Here is a 21337-nt window from a genome sequence, read left to right as displayed (position 1 = left end):
GGGGCCGCGTGTTCTCGAGAGGGAACGGATGATCACGGATGTCGTCGGGCGCAGCGCCGCCGCCCTGATCTGTGCGGCGTGGATCGCGGCGGTGTCGCTCTGCGCTTCGGCTGCGGAACCGGCCGCGGAGGGACCGCCGAAGCCGGCGGGACAGACAGTCCTCGTGCTGCCGACCCGCGTGCCCATCGCAGAGGCGGCGTCGCGGGCGACGCTCGATCTCCTGATCGTCACGGCGCTCGAGGAGCTCGGGTTCGCGGTGACGGACGCCGGGCAAGCGGGGAGAAGGCTCGACGCGTCGGCGCCGGATCTCGGCGAGGCCCGCGAGCTGCACCTGGGCCTGCACTTGCGCGAGTCGTTCGAGGCCGCGCGCGCGGTCCAGGCGGCTCACCTCGAGCACCGCGGCGATCTCCTCGCGGAGCCCGCGCTCGCCGAGGCCGAGCTCCTGATGATGCGTACGCTTCTCGATCTCGGCGAACGCGACGCGGCGTTCGAGCTCGCGGTCCTGATGCTCGAGCGCGAGCCCGGGCTGCGGCTCGATCCGGTCGAGCACCCGCCGGCGATGCAGGCGGTCTGGCTCTCGGCGCTGGAGAAGCGAGCGGCGTGGCAGCCGAGGGAGCACGCGCCCGAGGCCATCGCGGCGCTGGGGAAGGCGATCGGCACGCAGTGGGTCGTCGCCGCGATCGCGAAGCGCACGGCGGACGGCGCGGAGTGGCTCGTCCTGCAGATCGTTCCGACCGGAGGCGACGAGAAGCCGTCGCGCCACCCCATGGCGCTCGGCGAGCGCGGCACTTGGGCGAAGGGGTTGAAGCTGAAGCTCGAGGAGCGCTTCCCGCCGCCGCCGCCCGAGATCGCGGCCCCCACCGTCCCGACCCCGCCGGAGCAGCCGCCCGAGGACGGGAAGAAGATCTGGTACAAGAGCTGGTGGTTCTGGGGCGCGGTGGGGCTCGTGGTCGTGGGCAGCGCGGTGGCCGGGATCGCCGCGGCGGTCGACGACGGCGGCTCGGCCGGCGAGGTCAACGGCGAGTTCTGAGCGGGAGCGAGAATGACCTACGGCAACGTCGAGAAGCTGACGCCGTCGAAGTATACGAACTGCCTGGCCCCCGGATTCACAACGAGGTCGTTGACGTAAATCACACCAGACGTCGAGATGTAGACGTATGCGGCCCCGGCGGGGTCGGAGCAGCACCGGACGAGGCTGAGGAAGCCGAGCCCTTTCCCGGGCCTGAACCCCACAGGAAGAGTGGCGATGGTCTGCCCGGCGAGCACATGGGTGCTGCCGGCGTTCCCCGCCCCCCTCAGGAAGACCATGTCTCCCATCTTTCTGTACTCGATGAACGACGCGAAGCCGCCGGTGGGCGAGTAAGGAGCCGTCCATCCCGTGAAGCCGTCGCTGGCCCAATCCGTGATCACGATCTCCGGCTCCGGCGCGTCGCAGACGGAGACGCCCCCGTCCGCGTCCCAACCTTGGAGGAACGTCCCGTCCGCGCACTGGTTGGCGCCGGAGAGGATCGGCTGGATGTCGCCTTCCTCGAGGCTCCCCACCTGCCGGCACTGGTACGCCTCCACGGCGAACGGCACGCTGCCGATGGCGATCCGGTCCATCTCCGAGTCGGCGCCCACCTTCACGCCGAGCCACAGCTCGTCCGCCAGGATCAGGTCGCCGAACACGAGCGGCGTCTCCGTCCCCAGGTACGCCGTGAACAGCCCGTCATCGATATCAAGGGCGTCGTAGGTCTCGGTCCAGATCGGGGTCGTGGCCATGACGTCGTCGTACAGGGAGAAGACCACGCTGTACGGGCCGTCGAGGGGAGTGCCGTCGAGGTCGGCGAGCACGCCTCCCACCGGCAGGTAGTCCGAGACCGTGGCCGACGCGTTCCCCGCGAACGCGCTCACCGCCAACGCCACCGCACACGCAATCGCTCTCTGTCTCATGGTTTCCTGACTCCTATTGCTGGACCAACGCGCCCACGCCGATCCTGGCCTGGTACGATTCGCTCTGGGTGTTGCCCGCCGGGAGCACCCCGCCCACGCTGATGAACCCACGGACCGTCTCCGAGGACACGGCGCCCGAGCCGGAGGTCGCGTTCACCGCGGTTGTTACGTCATCCGCATCCGTATCCGTGTCGGTGTCCGTGTCGGTGTCCGTGTCGGTGTCCGTGTCGGTATCCGTGTCGGTGTCCGTGTCGGTGTCCGTATCGGTGTCCGTGTCGGACCCGTAGTGGTACCCGTCGAGGTCGTTGATCGCGGAGCAGCCGGCCAAGGCGACCAACGACGCCACCGCCGTCCGGACGAGCATCCTCGCCATCTTCTAGAACCTCCCTCTGAACGCCACGCCGACGTGTCCCGGCCCCGCGGCGGCGGTCACCTCGGCGTCGGGCTCATCCGCGGATTCGCCCCTCAGCCCCAGCACTACGAGCACCACGCCGGCGACGGCGACGGCCGCCCCGACCGGGAGCATCACGTCGGTCGCCAGCGACAGCCGCGCGGCCTGGTCGTGCAGCGTCTCGTCGCCCGGATCGGTGCACTGCTTGTCCGGGCAGCTCTCCTCGAGATCCTTGGTCTTCGCCCGCGACACGGCGCCGGTGACGACCCCGGCGATCAGCGCCGCCCCTCCCACCGCCGTCAGCACGCTCCCGATCACGACCATCTTGTTCGGCGGGCCGTCCTCCGGCGATGCCGGCGTTTCCGCGAGCGGCGGCTCGGGCCCCGTTTCGGGCTCCGGTTCGGGCGCGGTCGCGCCGCCGGGCTTCGCTTCCGGGGGTCCGGGCTGGACGGTCGCCGCGTCGCCGACCCTGACCGTGACGGTCTTCGCCCCTCGGACCTGGATCTCCTGCTTCAGCAGCTCGTCCCCGCCGTGGACGATCCGGACGACGTGCATCCCGGCGCCCACCGGGATCTCGCCCGCGATGGGCGTCGTGCCGCGCCTGAGATCGTCGATGAACACGTCCGAGCCGGCGGGGGCGTCCACCACGACGTCGCCGCAGAGATCCCGGAGCCGCGCGATCTCCTTGCGGATCTCGTCCTGCCTCTCCGCGGGGACGTCGTCTCCGCCGGAGACCAAGTACGCCTCGAACGCCTCGAGCGCAGGGCCGTAGTTCTTGGCCGCGGCCTCGCACTGCGCGATGTTGTAGAGCAGCTTCCAGTGCGGGGCGGCCTCGTACGCCGCGCGGAACGCCTTGACCGCCTCGGTGTAGTCCCCCGCCTCGAACAGCTTCGCCCCTTTTTGGAAGGCGGTCTTGGCTTTGTTCTGGGCGGCGTCGGCGCGAGCCTCGGCGGGCGCCGTCGCGGCAAAGATCAGGAGGCCTAGGACGAAGAGACGGGAGAGGGTCCCGCGGGCAACTCGTTTGCTGTCTTCTTGTTTGCTCATGATGATGCGCTCTGTCGGTATCCAAACAATCTGCCAGCCCCGCAGAGGTGTCAAGGGGCTGACGACACGAACCTCCGCCGTCGTCACTCCGCCGCGGCGGCCTCGCGGAGCTCGTCGACGAGCGGGCAGCTGGCGAGCCCGGCGGCCTTGGCCTCGGCCTCCAGCTTGGCGACGCGCTCGGCGGGCGACATCGCGGCCATGGCGCCGAACAGATCGGTCGCCTTGCCGTTGCTCAGGTTGTCGTCGATGCTCTTGGCCATCATGGCCATCCGCATCGACGGATCGATGTTCGCGCACTCCGCGCAGCTGTTCGGCCCCTGGCAGATCACCTCGACGCCCTTCTCGTAGCTCTGGCACGCGCCGAGCGCGAGCGCGAGCGACAGGACGACGAGGACTCCCGCGAGCTTCTTCATGGCGATCTCCTTTCGAGCGGACGGCGCAGCTACTTCCCGATCACGATGCCCGACGGGTCGATCACGTCGCGCAGGAGGCGGAGCTCGTCGGCGGTCGGGGTCGGGCTCTCGCCGTACGACTCGGGGATCTCGATCTCGAAGCCCGCGCTCTCCCGGACGTCGTCGACCTTCACGCCCGGGTGCAGGGAGAAGAGGCGCATCCGGCAGGTCGCTGGGTTGAAGTCGTACACCGCGAGCTGCGTGATCACGCGGAACGGGCCGCCGCCACTCGGCAGCCCTGCCTTCTCGCGCGCCCCCGGGCCGGTCAGGAAGCCCGGCGTCGTGATGAAATCGACCTTCGGCACGAACGATCGCTTGGACTGCCGGAGGATGATGATCATCTTGTGGACGAACGACCCGACGTCGTTCGCGCCGCCGCTCCCCGGGAGCCGCGCGGTCGGCTTGTCCCAGTCGCCGATGACGGTCGTGTTGATGTTGCCGAACGGATCGAGCTGCGCCGCGCCGAGGAAGCCGTAGTCCGCGTACCCGGACTGGCACATGGACATGAGATCGTGCATCGACGAGGCGGCGACCGCCTTGTGGATCGTCCGCGAGTCGCCCACCGAGATCGGGAGCTGCGGCACCTGCGGGCCGATCGCGCCCGCCTCGAAGAACACGAGCAGCTCGGGGGCGTGGGTCTTCTGGGCGAGCATGCCGGCGATCACCGGCAGGCCGGTGCCGACGAAGACGGAGTCGCCGTTCTGGAGGATGCGCGAGGCGACGGTGGCGAGCAGCTCGGTCCCGTTGTAGCCGGGGATCGTCATTTGTCACCTCCCTTCACGCGGGCGTTGACCCAGGGCAGCTCGACCGGCGCCTCGTACAGCTCGATGCGGGCGAGCTTCTCCATCTGCGCGCGGCCCCCGACGAGCTCGAGGTACTCCTCGAACGACTTCACCGAAAACACGTACTTCTGGAAGTACTCGTCGACACCGGCGTCGGTCTTGGAGACCTTGAGCCAGTCGCCGATGTGCTCCTCGTCGAAGTAGTACTGGTAGGGCATGAGGCACGGGTGGCTGCCGAACGGCACCTCGACCACCGCGTCCACGAGGAAGAACGGGATCACGGTCGCGTGCGGCTTGTCCCGAATCTCCTCCTCGTCGATGATCTTCTCGGTGGTCACGATCAGCTTGCGCGCGCACCGCGCGAGCTCGAAGTCCTCGACGAGCGAGCCGTCGATCTGGCAGTTGCCGAACTTGTCGCAACGCGGGACGTGGATCGCGACGACGTCCGGAAACGCCGCCGGGATGAGGCAGATCGGCCGGCCCGTGAACGGATCGTCGATCACCTTGGCCGAGCTGTGGGCGAGCGTGTCGGTGCCGAGGAGGTTGCGCGCCGGGATGAACGGCAGGCCCATCATCCCCGCGAGGAAGCGCCACTGGTAGCCGGCGTTGCTCGTCTCGCCGATGACCTTGAGCCGGCCCTCCTGCGCCGCGCGGCGCGAGGCGTTCGAGAGCCCGCGCAGCTCGTGGCCGAACGTGTAGGCGACCTCGATCTCGTCGACGGCGCCGCCCGCGACGAGGATGTCCGCGTCGTGCACGGCGGTCTTGCCCGCCATCTTGAGGTGCCGCTTCTTCTGCCGGATGATCTCGTAGATGATGGACATGGAGACGCGGATGTGGCCGAAGCCGCCCATGGCGATGAAGTCGCCGTCCGCGACGAGCCTCGAGACCGCGTCGGCGACCGTGGTGCGCTTGTCCACGAGCCTCCGCGTCTTGTGCTCGAGCACCCACCGCCGGTGCTCGTCCGGATCGTGCCAGCCGAGCAGCTTGCCCTTGCCTTCTTGGAGGACGGTCATGTTCGTTGCACCTCTCAGGCGCCGAGCGCCTTGCCGATCTCCGCGCCGACCTTGCCCTTGTTGCACAGGGGCCCGGCCATGAAGCCCGCGGCGACCTTCGCCTGCAGGGTGAGCGCCTCCGCCGCCGTGCAGCCGCACGACTTCTGGACCGCGTCCCAGATCGCCCGCCGCGCCGCGACGACGTTCGCCGGCGCCTGCTGATCGAGCTCGGGCACGGAGAGCGCGGCGATCTTGTCGAGCTTCGTCTCGCACAAGGGCCGGCGCTCGATCCCGCCGCCGCCGGACGCGAGCTTGTACGCGACCTGGAGCGCCTCCTCGGTCGGGCCCGCGAAGTCGACGAGCCAGCCCACGGCCGCGGCCGCGTCGACCGGCTTGCCGGTCACGAGCAGCGTCGCCAGCTTCGGCCAGTCCGCGGCCTTCGCCTTGCGGAACGGCCAGTGGCACCCTTCCATCCCGGGCACGACCGGCAGCGTGACCTCCGGGAACCCGAGGGAGACGCCGTCGGTGGCGACCAGGTAGTGGCAGTGGGTCATCAGCTCGAGGCAGCCGCCGAGGCAGCGCTTGCCGTTGACGAAGCCGACGCTCACGTCGAAGTCCGTGTGGAGGCGGCGCGCGGTCCGCGTCCAGCTCTCGGCGACCTTCGCGCCCGCGGCCTCGTCCTTGAGCCCCGGCGCGAAGTCGAGGATGTCGGCGCCCACCATCTGCGTCGAGAGGTGGAAGTCGGGGGAGAGGATCACCTGCTTGATCCCCTCGGCCTTGAGCCAGTCGATCGCGCGGTTGAGCTCGTCGTTGACGTCCCAGTTGTACGCCTCGCGGCTCACCGTGATGACGCCGACCTTGCCGTTGTGCTCGGCGTTGACGTAGAGCTGCTGCCACTCGGGCGTGTTCATCGCCTCGAGGGCGCCGCGCTCGAACCCGGCCTTGGTGTCGGGCTGGAGCTGGTGCAGCCGCTCGACGAGCTTCACCGCCTTGTCGTAGCCGAGGCCGCGGATCACGGCGACGATGCCGCGCCGGAACTGGGCGCACAGCTCTCCGACCGCGTTCATGTCCGAGAGCGACGCGCGCTTCTCGGCTATCATGATCGACGCCATCTGGATCACCGGGCCCACGATCTGCGCCTCGAGGTCGTCGAGCTCCGCGTCGGTCAGGTTCCAGTTCACGATCGGGCGGAGGTGGTTCTGCGGGAACCACGTCTCGCCGCTGTCCTTGCGCTCCGTGAGGTTCGCGGGCGGCGCGAACAGCGGGCCGTACTTCTCCGCGAGGTGGTGGAGGCACGACCACGTCAGGAACGACGAGCCCTTGATGCCGATGGCGTCGTGCGCGCGCAGCGGGTTCGGCCCGAGCAGCCTGCGCACGTGCTTGTCGACCTTCCAGGCCGGCATGTTGGAGGTCTCGCCGTACCGCGCCGCGGCCTTGGTGAGGCCGCAGAACAGGACGTCGAGCACGAACGACCAGCTGTCCGACACGGGCAGCGGGATCATGCCGAGCGCCCAGACGAGCTTCGAGAACGGCGCGTCCGGCCCCTCGACGACCTCCCAGATCTTGTTGATCTCGTGCGGGAACGCGGGGTGCGCGATCCCGACGCCGAGCTCCGAGCTCGGGAAGCCCGAGGTCACGGAGCGGATCTCGATCCCGGGGTACGCGGCGCGGAACATGTCGAAGTGCGCGCGCTTCAGCGGGAGGATCTCGGGGACCGCCTCGAGCAGCATCCTCGGCTGGAAGTGGGCGAGGTGCGCCGGCAGCCGCTTTCCGTCGTAGGTGATCCGCACGATGTTGCTCATGACGTCGTGCGCCTTGTCGCGGCCGAACGTCTTCACGAGGCCGTCGACCTTCGCGCCGAGCCCGTCCGGCGCGCCCGCGAGGTCGATGCCCACGACCGGCACGCCGTACGGCAGGAGCCGCGAGCTCATCTGCACGCACTTGCCGGCGCCCACGATCCCGCCCGCGCCGGACACGACGAAGGAGCCCCGCTGCGACTTCTTGCCGAACATCTCGTCGACGAGCTCATCGGCGCGGATCGGCATGGCGCCGCGCTCGAAAATACCGAGGACACTCCCGAGGCCGATCGCCTCGAGGGACGACTTGCGCATCATCTTCGTCATCATCGACCTCCCGCGTCGGTAACCCGGAAAATCGCGGCGATGCCCACGTCGCCCGCCGCGCAACCCATGACCAGCGCCAGCCCGCCGCCGAGCCTCGCCGCCTCGTCGATCGCCTCGAGAGAGATCCGCGTCAGGGTCGGGCCCTGCGGGTGACCCCAGACGATGGAGGATCCCGTCCTGTTCATCTTCTTCCAGCTGTAGTTGTGCACCTTGCAGAACACGACGTCGTTGACGGCGAAGGGATTATGCGACTTGACGACGCAGAAGTCGTCCATCGTGAGGCCGGTCTGCGCGAGCAGCTTGCGCGTGGCCTCGGTCGGCCCGAGAGGCATGGTGCAGGGCTCGGTGCGGACCTCGGTCTTGGCGATCACCTCGACGCCGATCTCGGGCCGGCGCGACAGCTCCTTGGCCTTGTCGACGCTCGCCACGACGACGCACGCCATGCCGTCCGCGGCGTGGGTCTGCGTGCCGCCGGTCACGCAGGTGTCGAGCTCGCGCATCCCGCGCAGCTCCGCGAGCGAGACCGGCCGGATGCCGGTGTCGTCGTCGACGACGCCGACCCTCTTGCCCTGCACGTTCAGGATCTCCAGGGGGACGAGGACGTTGTCGAGATGGCCGGCCTTCTTGGCCGCGAAATAGCTCTCGTAGCAATTGGCGGTCATCTCATCGATCTCTTTGCGGTCGAGCTTGTGCTTCCGCGCCACGTTGCCGGCCGCGGCGATCATCGCCTTGCCGGTCGCCGGATCGAAACCGAAGTTGTCCCAGACGTCCGCGAGCGGCACCGTGCGCTGGTAGGTGCGCCGCTCCGGGAAGACGCCGACCGGCGAGTCGCTGCAGCGGTCGAACGTCAGCACGCCGACCGCCTCGCGGTGGGCGACCTGGATTTCGTTGGCCGCGGCCACGATCGTCTGCACGCCGGTCGCGCACGCCTGCTCGATGTGGTACCCGGGGAGCCGCTGCCCGAAGCAGTGCGACAGCATCGGCGAGTTCCAGAACTTCCAGTGCCAAGGGATGGTCGAGCCCGAGATGAGGTACTCGAGCTGCGACTTCTGCACGCCGCGCAGGCTCATGATGCGCGCCATCGCCTCGCCGGCGAACTGGCCGATGTTGACCTCCGCGAGCGGCGAGGTCTGCCACGCCGGGAAGTAGCTGCTCCCCCAGCAGCCGAACGGGATCCTGGCTTTCGGGAAATTCGATTCGACCTTTTTCATGGTGCCTCCATCGATCCGCACGACGGTTTGAGAACCATCTAGATAGTCCGTTTCGCTGCGCGTTGCCAAGCCGAATCCGGCGGCTCGGGAAGGGTACGGGGCGGCCCGCGCCCCGGCCATGCGTTTCGTCATGTCGGAAGAGCTGCCTCGAGCCGGATGAGCTTCTCGGGCGTCCACTCTGTCCACTTGGTCCACTCTGTCCACTTGGTCCACATCCGGCGCCCGCCAGTGGACCCAGTGGACGCAATGGACGCAGTGGACGGCCTGGCGTGATAGAATGGACCGGACCTGGCCGAGCTGCGGCGGGCGTTCGAGGAGACGAAAGCGATGCTCGAGACGAAGATGGCGCGGTGGGAGCGCGAGTGGCAGGAGCGCAGCGAGGCGCACGGCCGCGAGGTGGGCCGGGCAGAGGGTCGAGCAGATTTCCTCGTGCGTCTGCTCGAACGGCGTTTCGGCCCGATCGACGATTCGGTCCGGGCGCGCGTTGACGCCGCGACGCCGGACGAGCTGCTCGACTACGCCGACCGCGTGCTCGACGCGCGGGACATCGACTCGGTCTTCTCGGGCTGAAGCCTCTCTCACCCCCCCCTTCTCTGGATGGAGTCGATGGTGCAGGTCGAGTCGGGGTTGACCTCGGCCGCGTTCGCCTCGTCCGTGTCGATGTGCATCTCGAGGGTGAAGCTCGGGTCCACGCGCACGAGCACGTCGCCGAACACGAGCGACCGCTCGCCGGACAGGTTCACCCGCACCACGTCCCTGTCGCGCAGCCCGTAGGCGAGCGCGTCCTCGGGGCTCGCGTGGATGTGGCGCAGCGCGCAGATCGCGCCCTCCTTGAGCGCTACCTCGCCCGCGCTACCGCGCAGGAGGAGGCCGGGCGAGTTCCGGACGTCGCCGGAGGCGCGGATCGGCGCGTCGATGCCGAGCTTGAACTCCTCGGTCCGCGAGATCTCGACCTGCGTCTCGGGCCGCGCCGGGCCGAGGATCCGCACGCGGGGCACCGCGCCCTTGGGCCCGACGAGATCGACCACCTCGTCGCACGCGAACTGGCCCTTCTGCGTGAGCTCCTTGCGCGGCGTGAGCCGGGCGCCCTCGCCGAAGAGCGCCTCCACGTGCGCCTGGCTGAGGTGGACGTGGTGCGCCGACACGCCTATCGGGATCGGCCGATCCCGCCGCGCCGAGAGCACCGCCGCCGCGCCCGAGCGCCCGAGCGCGCGGACCGTCTCGGCCGCGATCATCGCCTCTTCGTCCGTGGGGACCACGAGCACCCTCACGCGGGATCGCCCCGACGACACGATCCGCGCCCGCTCCGCGGCCTTCACGGAGCCGCGGTTCTGCGCCTCGTCCAGCTCCACGCCGAGGAACGAGAGCCCGGCGCAGATCCGCGAGCGGACGCCGTCGCCGTTCTCGCCGATGCCACCTGTGAACACGATCGCGTCGAGCCCGTCCATCGCCGCCGCGTACGCGCCGACGTACTTGCGCACCCGGTAGCAGAACACCTGGATCGCGAGCAGCGCGCCGGCGTGCCCCGCGTCGGCCGCGCGCTCGAGCTCGCGCATGTCGCTCGTGAGCCCCGAGAGGCCGAGGAGGCCGCTCTCCTTGTTGAGCATCCTGTCGATGTCGGCGCCGCTCAAGCCGCGGCGCAGGAGGTGGAGCAGCACGCCCGGGTCGACGTCGCCCGAGCGCGTGCCCATGACGAGCCCCTCGAGCGGCGTGAGCCCCATCGACGTGTCGACCGATCGGCCGTGATCCACCGCCGCGATCGACGCGCCGTTGCCGAGGTGGCAGGTGACGAGCTTGAGCGCGCCCTGCGCCTCTCCGAGGAACGCCGTCGCGGTCTCCGAGACGTACTTGTGGCTCGTGCCGTGGAAGCCGAAGCGGCGCAGCTGCTCGGCGTCGGCGAACGCCTTCGGGAGCGCGTACCTGTACGCGTGCTCCGGCATCGTCATGTGGAACGCCGTGTCGAACACCGCGACCTGCAGCACGCCGGGCGGCAGGAGCCGCTCGCACAGCTCGATCCCCTTGAGGTTGACCGGGTTGTGCAACGGCGCGAGCGCCGAGAGCTTCTCGAGCTCCGCCTTCACCTCGGCGTCGATGACGGTCGCCTCGGTGAACCGCACGCCGCCGTGCACCACGCGGTGGCCGGCCGCGACGAGATCCTCCAGCCGCGCGATCGCGCCGTGCTCCGGGTGCTTCACGAGCTCGATCGCCGCCTCGAGCCCGGCCGCGTGATCCGCGGCGCCGAGCTTGCGCTCGACCTTTCCGGCCGGCCCCGCGTGCGCGAGCCGCGCGTCCCCGGTGCCGATCCGCTCCACGAGCCCGCCCAAGCGCCGCGCCCCGCCCTCGAACACGGCGTACTTGATCGACGAGCTGCCGAGGTTGAGCACGAGCACCGGGCCGGACGCACCGCCGCCCGACGCCGTCTTCGCCTCCGAGCGCGCGCGCCGGACGGCCGAGCGCTCCGCGGGATCGTCGCCGCGCTTCGCGAGCCTCGCCGTGAGCAGCTTGGCGAGCCCGTGCGCGCCGAGCGGGTTTGCGCCTATCTCGCGCGTGAGCGCCTCGTGCGGGACGTGGACGACCTGGGCCGCCGAGGCGGCCACGACGTCCGCGATCGCCGGCTCGCCCGTGAGCAGGCTCATCTCGCCGAACAGCTGGCCCTCGCGCAGCCGCGGAGGGGCGCCGGTCCCCTCGCCGCCCGGGAGCCGGATCTCGAGCTCGCCGCTCGCGACGACGCCGACGCACTCCACCGGCCCGCCGCTGCGCAGGACGAGCTGGTTCGCCGTGTACTCGCCGACCCGCGAGGCGGCCGCCAGCCTGCGGATCGCCTCGTCGTCGAACCTCCCGAGAACCTCGATCCCCCTGAGCAGCGCGTAGACGTCCATGGGTCCCTCCTCGCGAGCCCCGTTGTCGCGCAGAACCTCGCTTTCGCGCAAGCCGACGGTTCCTTGACTGTGGTATGCAAATGTAATAAAATGTAAGATAGGAACACACAGGAGGTTCTCATGAGCAAGCGTTTCGAGATCAGGCGGCTCGCCGGGGTTCCGATGGAGGTGATCTCCGCCAAGTCGGATCTGCCGCTCGAGTTCGTCACGTTCGACCTGAGCCCGCGCGGCGCCTACCTGATGAGCGACGCCGTGCCGAAGGTCGGCGAGCAGATCGTGTGCTCGTTCCACCTTTACGGCGCGGACAAGCCGTTCTGCTTCTTCGGCGCGGTGACGCGGGTGAACCGGGGGCGCCGGAGGAACGACGCCGGCCCCTTGGGGTTCGGGGTGACGTTCCTCGACGCGACGGCGCGGGAGCGCCTGTCGATTCGATCGTGCCTGCGCGGCCAGCCGCTCGCGTTCCAGAAGCCGGGGCGGTGGCTGGCCGGGCTGCGCCCCTGAGGGGCGAAGAAGGAGGGAGGGTGTCATGTTGAGACGTTTCGAGATGCGGCGCGCCGTGGCGCGACCCATCGAGGTGATCGCGTCGGCGTGGGACGAGCCTGTCGTGCTCGCCACCACGGACATGAGTCCGCGCGGGGCGTACGTCGCGAGCGAGCTCTTGCCCAACCTCGGCGAGAAGGTGGTCTGCGCGTTCGACCTCGGCAAGGATCGCGCGTTCGATTTCTTCGGCGAGATCGTGCGCGTGAACCTCCTGCGGCGGCGCTCGGATCGCGGGCGGCCCGGGTTCGGCGTGCGCTTCCTCGACGCGCGGCCGCTCGACCGGATCCGGATCCGGGAGGCGCTCCGGAACACGCCGCCGCCGCTGCCCGTGATGCGGCGCGTCCCGCGCTCGGGGACGATCCTGGCGCCGCCGCCACGGCCGCGCAGCTTCGCGGGGCTCTGGACGCCGCCGCGCCTGCCGACGTTCTTCTGAGCGCCGCGCCGGCCGGACGGAGGTGATCCGAGGACCGCGCCGCCGCGCCGGGCGAGAGACGCTCCTACACCTTCGGCTAACCGCCGGGACCCGCGGCGGTGGAACAATCTGGCACAGCGATCATCGGTGCTCTGTTGCAAGTCTCGCGCTCACAAGCGTTTTTTTCTGACTTCTTCTGACAGGATTCTCGGCATAGGAAATGCTAGGATTCTTGCTCGCTCCTTCATTGAAAGAAAAAGAGGAGGAACGGCACATGTTGTCAGAAAATCGAAACCGGCTCCCGGAATTTCTTGAGAGTTTTGCGATAGCGCTTGGCGCGACCGCGCTCGTTCTGACCACCATGGGATGCACGGACGAGGGATCCGGAATCAGCGGCTCCGATGCGGACGGAGACGCCAATATCGATTCGGATTCAGATGTCGACATCGATTCAGACGTCGATGGCGACGCAGACGGCGACGAAACTTTCGACGACGCGACCGGTGTCGCAGTCGGACCGGACGGAAGCGTGTACGTCGTCGGAACAACCCGCGAAACGTGGGCCGGACCGGACGGGGAGCCTCCTGCCAGCGTATGGGGAGAAACGGGCGGAGAGGCGGGAGATGACGATTTCCTCCGCGTGTTCCTTCTCAAGCTGGATGCGACCGGTACGTATCAGTGGCACATCATCTTCGGATCCCCGGGGGTGCACGACGCGACGTATTCCGTCGCCGTCACCTCCGCCGGTACGGTTTTCGTGACCGCGTACGGGGACGGGAGCTGGAACGGCCCGGACGACACCCCTCCGCTCCACGATCACAGTGGCGGAAAGGACATCGCCATCGTCGCGGTCGGTGAATCCGGAGCGTATCTCTGGCACGCATTCTACGGTTCGAGCGATGACGACTTCGGCTCGTCCGCCTGCGCTGGCGCGGACGGGAACCTCTACGTTGTGGGTCATTCGTCCGAGCCGTGGAACGGCCCGAGCGGCGAGGCCCCGCTCCACGCGCACTGCGGCGACAGCGACATCCTGGTGCTCGCGGTGGGCGGCGGCGGCAACTATCTCTGGCACACGTTCTACGGCTCAGACGCGACACCGATAGGAGACTACGGATACGGCATCGCCGTGGGCTCCGCCGACGAGATCTACGTGACCGGCGGTTCGGCGACGACCTGGAACGGCCCAAGCGGCGAGGCGCCGCTCCATGCGCAAAGCGGCGGGACCTTCGGCGACGCGGTCGTCGTGAAGCTGAACTCGTTCGGTGACTACCAGTGGCACACTTTCTTCGGCTCCATCGAGGATGAGAGCGACATGATGATCGCGTACGACGCGGCCGTCGACGAGGCTGGCGACTTGTACGTCGCCGGCAACTCCGAGACCTCGTGGACGGGGCCGAGCGGCCAGCCCCCGCTGCACGCTCACTCCCTGGGTGAGGACGTACCGTTGGAAGACGCGTTTTTTCTGAAGCTCGCTCCAGACGGATCCTACCAGTGGCATACGTTCTACGGCGGCACGGACGGGGACGTCGCGTTTTCGCTGTCGACCGGACCGAGCGGGACGCTGTACGCGATCGGCCAATCGAGAGCGGGTTGGGTCGGTGCAGCGGAAGAAGATCCCCTCGATTCCTTCGCCGGTGGCTCCGGCAACGTCGACACCTTCGTGCTCTCGCTCGACTCGGAAGGCGGCTACGCCTGGCACTCATTTTTCGGATCGATGAAATTCGATCCGGGCTGGGGGATCTCAACGTCGCTCGAAGGTGATGTCTACGTGGTGGGTTCGTCCGGTGAGCTCTGGAACGGTCCTTCCGGCGAGACTCCTCTCCACGATTTCGGCTCGCCCTCTGAAGCGTACATCCTCGCGCTCGACGGGAGCGGCGGCTACGACTGGCACACGTTCTACGGCGCGGATGAGTGAAGCGTGGACTCTGAGCACATCATCCTACGTGTCGGTGGCCGGGAGATCGCGAAGCGGTTCGATGCCGGCGCGGGGTGTAGTCTGTGATGATGAGAAGCTCCATCGCGAGGAAGCTGCTGGAATGGATCTACCGGGACCGGCGCTACCCGGCGCCCGAGATGATCGTCATGAAGAACCAGCGCCGGAGGATGCTCGACTTCGGCGACTACGACGACTACGTGCGGGTCTCGACGCTCGAGGTGATCAGCCACGAAATCCACGGCCGAGACGTGCCCGGCGCGTGCGCGGAGCTCGGCGTGTACCGCGGCGAGTTCGCGCGGCTCGTGAACGAGCTGTTCCTCGACCGGAAGCTGTACCTCTTCGACACGTTCACGGGCTTCGACCCCGCGGAGCTGGAATACGAGGGGAGATTCGGATTCCACAACCCGACGAAGGACTTCAAGGACACGGACGTCGAGACCGCCCTCGCCGCCATGCCGCACCCCGAGCTCTGCGTCGTGGAGAAAGGGCGCTTCCCCGAAACGGCGGCGGGGATCGACGAGATCTTCTGTTTCGTCTCCATCGATGTCGATCTGTTCACCCCGACGCTCGCGGGGCTGAGCTACTTCTATCCGAGGCTATCGCCCGGGGGTTTCCTGATGGTGCACGACTACAACAACCACAGGAACTATCCCGGCCCCCGCGCCGCGGTCGAGGAGTTCTGCCTGAAGGGAGAGGTCGCGATCCCGTTCGTGCCGCTGTGCGATCTGTACGGGAGCGTCGTCCTGCGGAAGTAGGGGCGCATGGCACGCGCCCTGCCCCCTGCGGATCTGTCCAAGGACGAGCCGGGCTCACGGCTTGGGCCGCACGACGCGGAAGACGCGGGAAAGATCGTTGCGGGCGTAGAGCGCGGGGATCGGTTGGCGCCTGCCGACGTAGGTCAGCATCAGGGCGACGCGCCCGCCGGGTTTCGTCCAGTCGACGAAGATTGCGCTGTGCACCCAGCTCCCCTTCTCGTCGCGGTTGTATGAGAGGAAGTCACCGGGCTCGAACAGCCCCGGGTCGGCGTACGGGCCGGTCTTCGGCTTGTTGAAGACCGTCTTGCGCTTGTTGGCCGGGAACCCGGCGCGCTTGTAGATCGCGTTCGCGTAGTCCCAGCACGCGCCCAGGATCACCACGCGATCGACGAGCGCCATCCGCCGCCCCGTCTCGAGCACGAGCCTTCCTTCGTCCGACGCCTTCGCCTCGGCGGCGTCGAGCGTCTTCGCGAGCCCGGGATCGAGCTTCGCGATCTCCTCAGGCGGGTTCGGTGCGTCCGCGGGCGCGCCGGCGTCGGGCTCGGCGACCGGGTCCTCGGGCTCGGCGGACGGGCTCTCGGGGTAGACGAGCTCGTCGTTCGGATCGGCGGCGACGGGCTCGGCCTGCGCCGGGATCGGATCGAGCGTCTCCTCTGCCGGCCGCAGCGACGGACCGCAGCCGAGGGCGAGGATCGAGATCACGGCCAGAACGCTTCGACCCGTCGAGACGATCCGCATCACCTCACTTCCCCTTCAGCAGCCCGAGCGTCTCGAGGCGGCGGTAGAACGTGCGCCGCGGGACGCCGAGCTTCTGCGCCGCGAGGCTGCGGTTCCACTGGCTCGCCTCGAGCGCCTCGACGTAGCGGTCCCGCTCCGCGGCCTCGGCGCCGGCCGCGATCTTGCCCCGCCGCGCGACGATCGGCTGCGGCAAAGGCGCAGCGCCCCCGAAGAGCCGGTCGGCGGTGAGCGGCCCGGTCTCGTCATCGACGACGAGCGCCCGCCGCAGGAGCTGCTCGAGCTCGCGGACGTTGCCGGGCCATGGGTGCGCCGCCAGCGCCTCGAGCGCGGAGGCGTCGAGCCCCGGATCCGGCCGGCCGAGCCGCTCCGCCTCGCGGTGCGCGATGCACCGCGCGAGGGACGGGATGTCCTCGCGGCGCTCGCGCAGCGGCGGGAGCTCGATCGCGACGACGCCGAGCCGATAGTACAGATCCTGGCGCAGGCGGCCGCGCTCGACGAGCGCCTCGAGCGGCACGCGCGACGACGCGACGAAGCGGCACTGCGCGCGCACGGGCTCCGACTTGCCGAGCGGCACGAAGCTCCCCTCCTGCAGCACGCGCAGGAGATCGACCTGCATCCGGGCCGTCATCTCGCCGACGTCGTCGAGGTAGAGCGTGCCGGAGGCGGCAGCAGCCAGAAGCCCCGGGCTCTCGGCGTCCGCGCCGGAGAACGCGCCGCGCCCGTGGCCGAACAGCGTCGCCTCGACGAGCGTCTCGGGCACGCCGCCGCACGACAGCACGACGAACGGCCCGTTCCGCCGCGCGCCGACGTCGTGCAGCACGCGGGCCACGAGATCCTTGCCCGTGCCGCTCTCGCCGACGACGACCACCGGGAGATCGAGATCCTTCACGCGCTCCACCACGGCGAAGACGCGGCCCATCGCGTCGCCCGCCCCGACGAGGCCGTGGTAGTCGCCGCGCCCCTCGAGCCTCTCGCGGACCCGCTCGAGCTTCTCCTCGACGAGCCGCAGATCGGTCTTGCGCGACTTGAGATCCGCGGCCTGGCGCGCGCACACCTCCTCGAGGGCGCGGGTCGTCTGCGCGAGCTCCTCCTCCCGGCGGCGCGCCTCGTCGAGGAGCCGGGTGTGGGCGATCGCGATCGCGACCTGGTCCGCGAACGCCGTGAGCACGCGCAGATCCCGGGCGCCGAACCGCCCGCGGCGCAGCCGGTTCTCGAGGTACAGCACGCCGAACGACGTCCCGCGGTAGTTGACGGGCACGCACGCGACGGACTTGACCTTGAGCGCGTGGATCGAGAGGAACTCGCTGAAGCGCTCGTCGCCCGCCGCGTCCACGGTGACCACCGGCTCGCCGTCGAGGCACACCGACTCCGCGATCGATCGGCTGAACTGCTCGTGCGGATCGCGGGGCTCGCCGCGGCCGATCTCGCGGGCCGCGCCGACATCGAGCCCCTCCCCGCACCGCGTGAGGACGAAGCCGCGCTCAGCGCCGGTCATCTCTATCGCGGCGTCGAGGATCGCCTCGAGCAGGTGATCGTGATTCGTCTCGGACGAGATCCGCTTGTTGCACTCGAGCACGCGGTACAGCGCCGCGGCCTCCGGATCGAGCTCGTCCGGCTTGGCGGCGAAGGCGGCGCCCCGCGCGAGCGAGGCGGCCGACGACGGCACGGTCACCGCGAGAAGGCGCCGGATCTCCGCGCGCCGCACGTCCTGCCAGTACGGGAGCCGGTGCTCGGACGGCAGCTCGGCCGCGATCTGCTCGAGGATCCGCTCGGCGGTCCGCAGCCTCTGGCGCGCGAGCATCTCCGCGCCGCGATCGAGCAGCGCCCGCGCCGCGGCGGCGTGCACCTGCCACAGGAGCTCCCGCGAGCCGTGCGCCGTGAGCCCGGCGCCGAGCTCGTCCCAGGCGCGCATCCCCTCGTCGAACCGCCCCTCGGCGACCAGGATCGCGCCCCGCACGAGCGCGAGCATCCCCTCGAAGTTCCGGCCCCGATCCTCCCGGGCGCGCCCAGCTGCTGCGGCGGCGAGCCGCTTCGCCGCCGCGAGGCCGTCGGCGGTGCCGCGCCCGAGCTCCAGCTCGGCCATCTCGAGCTCCAGCTCGGCGCACACGCCGGCCTTGCCGACGCGCTCCTGGGCGGCGCGCGCCTCGGACCAGAGGGCGAGCGCCTCGTCCGTGTTCCCGCGGCACGCGGCGACGTCTCCCAGGAACGCCGTCGCGGTCGCGCCCAGCCCCTCCTGTTTCAGCCGCGCGGCGTCTTCGCGGGCCTCGACGAGGAGGAGCGCCGCCCGCTCGAATCGCCCGACCTTGGCCAGCGCCTGCCCGAGCCCCACGCGCACCTCGATCTCCTGCACGGGGTTGCCGACCGCCGCGGCGAGCCGCATCGCCTCCTCGTGGTGCACGAGCGCCTCGGCCTGGCGATCGAGCCACCAGTGGAGATCTCCGGCCATCATCTCGGCACGCATGAGCCGGCGCAGATCGCCCATCTCGCGGTACAGGGCGAGCGCGGTCGCGAGATCCTCGGCTGCGGCGGCGAGATCGCCGGCCTGCTGGCGCGCCCAGGCGAGCATGTTGATCGCGAGGCCCAGCGCCCGCCTGTCGCCGCTCGCCCGCGCCGCCTCGACCGCCTCGGTGCAGTGCGCCGCGGAACCCCCGAGATCCCCGCGCGCGGCCGCGATCTTCCCGAGCACGCCGTACAGCTCGGCGCGCGTCGGGTCGCGGCGCGGCGCGAGGTCGAGCCCCCGCCTCGCCGCGTCCGCGGCGAGATCGAGCTCCCCGCGGCGGAACTGGACCTGCGCGAGCTCCGCGAGGATGCGCGCCGTGTCCGCCGGACAGGCGGCCCGCTCGAGCGCCCGATCGAGCGCCTCCGCGGCCTCGACGAGCTCCCTCCGCGCGCCGTGCATCTTCCCGAGGAGCGCGAGCGCCTCCATCCCGACGGGCGCCGGCTCGTCGACGAGCGCCTTGAGGTGGAGCGCGGCGGTCGCGTGGTCTCCCTGGGCGAGCGCGATCCGGCCGAGCCCGAGGCGCACGAGGGCCGCCTCGGGCGGCTCGGTGAGCACCGCGGCCACCGCCGCGAGCAGCTCCTGCGCCGCGGCGAGGGCGCCGGCGCGCTCGAGACCCGCGGCGACCTCCGCGTAGCGCCTGCGGATCGCCCCCGCGTCCTTCGCGAGAGCGGCGTGCAGGAGGCGGCGCGCCTCGTCGGTCTCGAGCTCGGCAGCCTGGGCATGGAGCGCCGCGATCACGCCTGGGTCGCCCGCGGCGAGCACCTCCGCGGCGAGCGAGCCGGAGCTCAGGCGGAGCCCGCTGGCGTCCGCGTTGAGGAGCCGCATCGTCTCGAGGCTCGCGAGGAGCGGCTCGACGCGATCCTCCGCGACGCCGACGAGTTGCGCGACGGTGCTCGGCGCGGCGCTGCCCCCGAGCACGGCGATCGCCTCGACCGCGCGCCGCTCGCCCTCGCCGAGCGACGCGACGCGCTGGCGCCAGTACTCGCCGAGCTCGACGGGCGGCCCGAGCCGCTCGAGCCGCTCGAGCCCGCCGCCGCGCTTCGCGACGTCAAAGAGGAGCGACCCGACGAACAGGGGGTTGCCGCCCGTGTGCGCCAGGATGCGATCGACCTTCTCGTCGCTCACCGCGCCGAAGTACGCCGCGGCGAGGCCGCGGATCGCCGCGCGGTCGAGCAGCGGGAGCGCGATGCCGTCGCCGCGCCCGATCCGATCCTTCCAAGGGTGCCCCGTGCGGCACGCGACGAGGACCGCGAGCGGCGTGTCGGAGCCCGCCCCCGCCATGAGCCCGCGCAGGAGCGCCGCCGCCTCGTCCGCGGCTTGGTCCAGATCGTCGACGAGCACGAGGAGCGGCCGCTTCTGCGCCGCGCGCGCAGCGGCCCGGCCCAGCCCGACCGCGATGGTGTCGAGCTCCGCCCTGCCCGCGGCGAGCGAGCGGAGCGCGGCGACGAGCGCCTCGGCCCGCGCGGCGTCCGCGGAGTCGCCCGACTGGAGATCCGCGATCTGCTCGGCGAGCGCGATGATCGGCGCGACCGGGCCGCCGCCGCGGGAGCACACCGCCTCGATCGTGCCGTAGCCCGACAGCTGGGCGTGCCACTTGACGTCCGCGAGCACGGCGCTCTTGCCGGCGCCCACCTCGCCTTCCACGGCGTACAGGGCGCCCCGCCCCTTCGGTTCGGAGAGCCGCCCGAGCACCTTCTCCCGCACGCGCCGCGTCTCGGCCTCGCGCCCTGCGGCCGACGGCAGCGCCGGGATCTCGGACACGGGATCCGGGGCGATCGCCGCGGGCGCGATCGCCGTGAGCGCCGCCTCCACCTCCTCGATCGACGGGTAGCGCGCCTCGGGCTGCCGCTCGACGAGGCGGGAGATGACGCCCGCGAGCCCGCGCCACGCCGCGCCATCGACGGCGCCGCGGATCGCGATCCGGTCCGGCCTCGGCGCCGGCCGCGCGTCTCCGAGGTGGCCCGCGACGATCTCGCGCGCCGTGCCCTCGAACAGGGGCTCGCCCGAAGCGGCCTCGAAGAGCATGGCGCCGAGCGAGTACAGGTCGGCCCGCGCGTCCGCGCTCTTCTCCTCGAGCAGCTCGGGAGCGATGTACTGGAGCGTCCCGCGGCCGCCGCCGCCCTCGTCGTTCGTGCGGACGAACGAGAAGTCGATGAGACGCGCGACGCCGTCTCCGCCGACGATCACGTTTCCGGGCTTCAGGTCGCCGTGCACGAGGCCGCACCTGTGCAACGGCTCGAGCGCGCGACAGACGTCCACGGCCGCGGCGAGGAGCGCGAGGACATCCATGCCGGACGTTCGCTCGCGAAAGTCGTCGCCCGGCACGTAGTCCCGCGTGAAGAACGCGCGGCCGTCCGCGGTCGTGCCGAAGTCGTGGACCCGGGCGAGGCGCGGGTGCCTGAGCTGCGCGAGCACCTCGAACTCGCGCTTGAACAGCTTCAACCATTCGACGTCCCCGCGGGAGGACAGGCTCTTCAGGGCGACGAGGCGCCCGCCGCGGTACCTGTCGGCGACGAGCGAAACCGACCCCTGGGCACCGGACCCGAGATCGCGAACCTTCGTGTATCGACGACTGATTTGATTTTCCAAGCGTATCCCCGGTGTTGGAATGGCTCAACTCGTGCCAATTTGCGCCATGTTGGCACAGTCT

17 protein-coding genes are annotated in these 21337 nt (G+C 70.3%); 6 read left to right on the top strand and 11 right to left on the bottom strand.

Annotation, left to right across the window (positions count from 1 at the left end; translation table 11 throughout):
* Positions 1-28: 28 nt before the first annotated feature.
* Positions 29-1030, top strand: coding sequence for a hypothetical protein (locus tag M0R80_05330; protein ID MCK9459042.1), 1002 nt, complete (start codon positions 29-31; stop codon positions 1028-1030).
* A 17-nt stretch (positions 1031-1047) separates the two neighbouring features.
* Here M0R80_05330 and M0R80_05325 read toward each other — a convergent pair whose 3' ends face one another.
* The 8 genes from M0R80_05325 to M0R80_05290 form a co-directional block, all read right to left on the bottom strand.
* Positions 1048-1932, bottom strand: coding sequence for a hypothetical protein (locus M0R80_05325; GenBank protein ID MCK9459041.1), 885 nt, complete (start codon positions 1930-1932; stop codon positions 1048-1050).
* 13 nt (positions 1933-1945) lie between these two features.
* The gene (locus tag M0R80_05320; protein MCK9459040.1) at positions 1946-2305 is read right to left on the bottom strand and encodes a hypothetical protein; all 360 of its coding nucleotides are present in this window, start codon (positions 2303-2305) and stop codon (positions 1946-1948) included.
* A 3-nt stretch (positions 2306-2308) separates the two neighbouring features.
* Complete coding sequence (locus M0R80_05315) at positions 2309-3367, bottom strand: tetratricopeptide repeat protein (protein MCK9459039.1); 1059 nt, start codon at positions 3365-3367, stop codon at positions 2309-2311.
* 83 nt (positions 3368-3450) lie between these two features.
* Positions 3451-3780, bottom strand: a complete 330-nt coding sequence (locus tag M0R80_05310; GenBank protein ID MCK9459038.1) for a hypothetical protein — start codon at positions 3778-3780, stop codon at positions 3451-3453.
* A gap of 29 nt (positions 3781-3809) precedes the next feature.
* Complete coding sequence (locus M0R80_05305) at positions 3810-4583, bottom strand: 3-oxoacid CoA-transferase (GenBank protein MCK9459037.1); 774 nt, start codon at positions 4581-4583, stop codon at positions 3810-3812.
* The gene (locus M0R80_05300) at positions 4580-5614 is read right to left on the bottom strand and encodes a CoA transferase subunit A (protein ID MCK9459036.1); all 1035 of its coding nucleotides are present in this window, start codon (positions 5612-5614) and stop codon (positions 4580-4582) included. Before M0R80_05300 ends, M0R80_05305 begins: the two co-directional genes overlap by 4 nt.
* 14 nt (positions 5615-5628) lie before the next feature.
* Positions 5629-7719, bottom strand: a complete 2091-nt coding sequence (locus tag M0R80_05295) for a hypothetical protein (GenBank protein ID MCK9459035.1) — start codon at positions 7717-7719, stop codon at positions 5629-5631.
* On the bottom strand, positions 7716-8927 hold the full coding sequence (locus M0R80_05290) for a hypothetical protein (protein MCK9459034.1): 1212 nt from the start codon (positions 8925-8927) through the stop codon (positions 7716-7718). Before M0R80_05290 ends, M0R80_05295 begins: the two co-directional genes overlap by 4 nt.
* Positions 8928-9254: 327 nt before the next feature.
* On the opposite strand from M0R80_05290, the gene M0R80_05285 reads away from it, so the two are divergent.
* Positions 9255-9497 carry a DUF4351 domain-containing protein gene (locus M0R80_05285; protein ID MCK9459033.1) on the top strand — a complete coding sequence of 81 codons (243 nt, stop codon included), beginning with the start codon at positions 9255-9257 and terminating at the stop codon, positions 9495-9497.
* 8 nt (positions 9498-9505) lie between these two features.
* Here the strand turns inward: M0R80_05285 and M0R80_05280 are convergent, their stop codons facing one another.
* A complete protein-coding gene (locus tag M0R80_05280) occupies positions 9506-11806 on the bottom strand; it encodes an acetate/propionate family kinase (GenBank protein MCK9459032.1) in 2301 nt (766 codons plus the stop codon).
* A gap of 120 nt (positions 11807-11926) precedes the next feature.
* On the opposite strand from M0R80_05280, the gene M0R80_05275 reads away from it, so the two are divergent.
* From M0R80_05275 to M0R80_05260, 4 genes are all read left to right on the top strand, one after another.
* The gene (locus M0R80_05275; protein MCK9459031.1) at positions 11927-12307 is read left to right on the top strand and encodes a PilZ domain-containing protein; all 381 of its coding nucleotides are present in this window, start codon (positions 11927-11929) and stop codon (positions 12305-12307) included.
* A 25-nt stretch (positions 12308-12332) separates the two neighbouring features.
* Positions 12333-12779, top strand: a complete 447-nt coding sequence (locus M0R80_05270) for a PilZ domain-containing protein (protein MCK9459030.1) — start codon at positions 12333-12335, stop codon at positions 12777-12779.
* Between the two features lie 340 nt (positions 12780-13119).
* Entirely contained in the window at positions 13120-14673 is a 1554-nt protein-coding gene (locus M0R80_05265) for a hypothetical protein (protein ID MCK9459029.1), read from the top strand.
* A gap of 86 nt (positions 14674-14759) precedes the next feature.
* Complete coding sequence (locus M0R80_05260; GenBank protein MCK9459028.1) at positions 14760-15449, top strand: TylF/MycF family methyltransferase; 690 nt, start codon at positions 14760-14762, stop codon at positions 15447-15449.
* A gap of 54 nt (positions 15450-15503) precedes the next feature.
* Here M0R80_05260 and M0R80_05255 read toward each other — a convergent pair whose 3' ends face one another.
* Positions 15504-16190, bottom strand: coding sequence for a hypothetical protein (locus M0R80_05255; protein ID MCK9459027.1), 687 nt, complete (start codon positions 16188-16190; stop codon positions 15504-15506).
* 1 nt (position 16191) lies between these two features.
* Positions 16192-21276, bottom strand: coding sequence for a sigma 54-interacting transcriptional regulator (locus M0R80_05250; protein MCK9459026.1), 5085 nt, complete (start codon positions 21274-21276; stop codon positions 16192-16194).
* Positions 21277-21337: the final 61 nt, after the last annotated feature.

It is taken from the genome of Pseudomonadota bacterium (assembly GCA_023229365.1).
In the GTDB taxonomy this organism is placed as follows: Bacteria; Myxococcota_A; Polyangia; order JAAYKL01; family JAAYKL01; genus JALNZK01.
The sequence above is the reverse complement of the archived record's forward strand: the minus strand, read 5'-3'. Positions and strand labels throughout refer to the sequence as shown.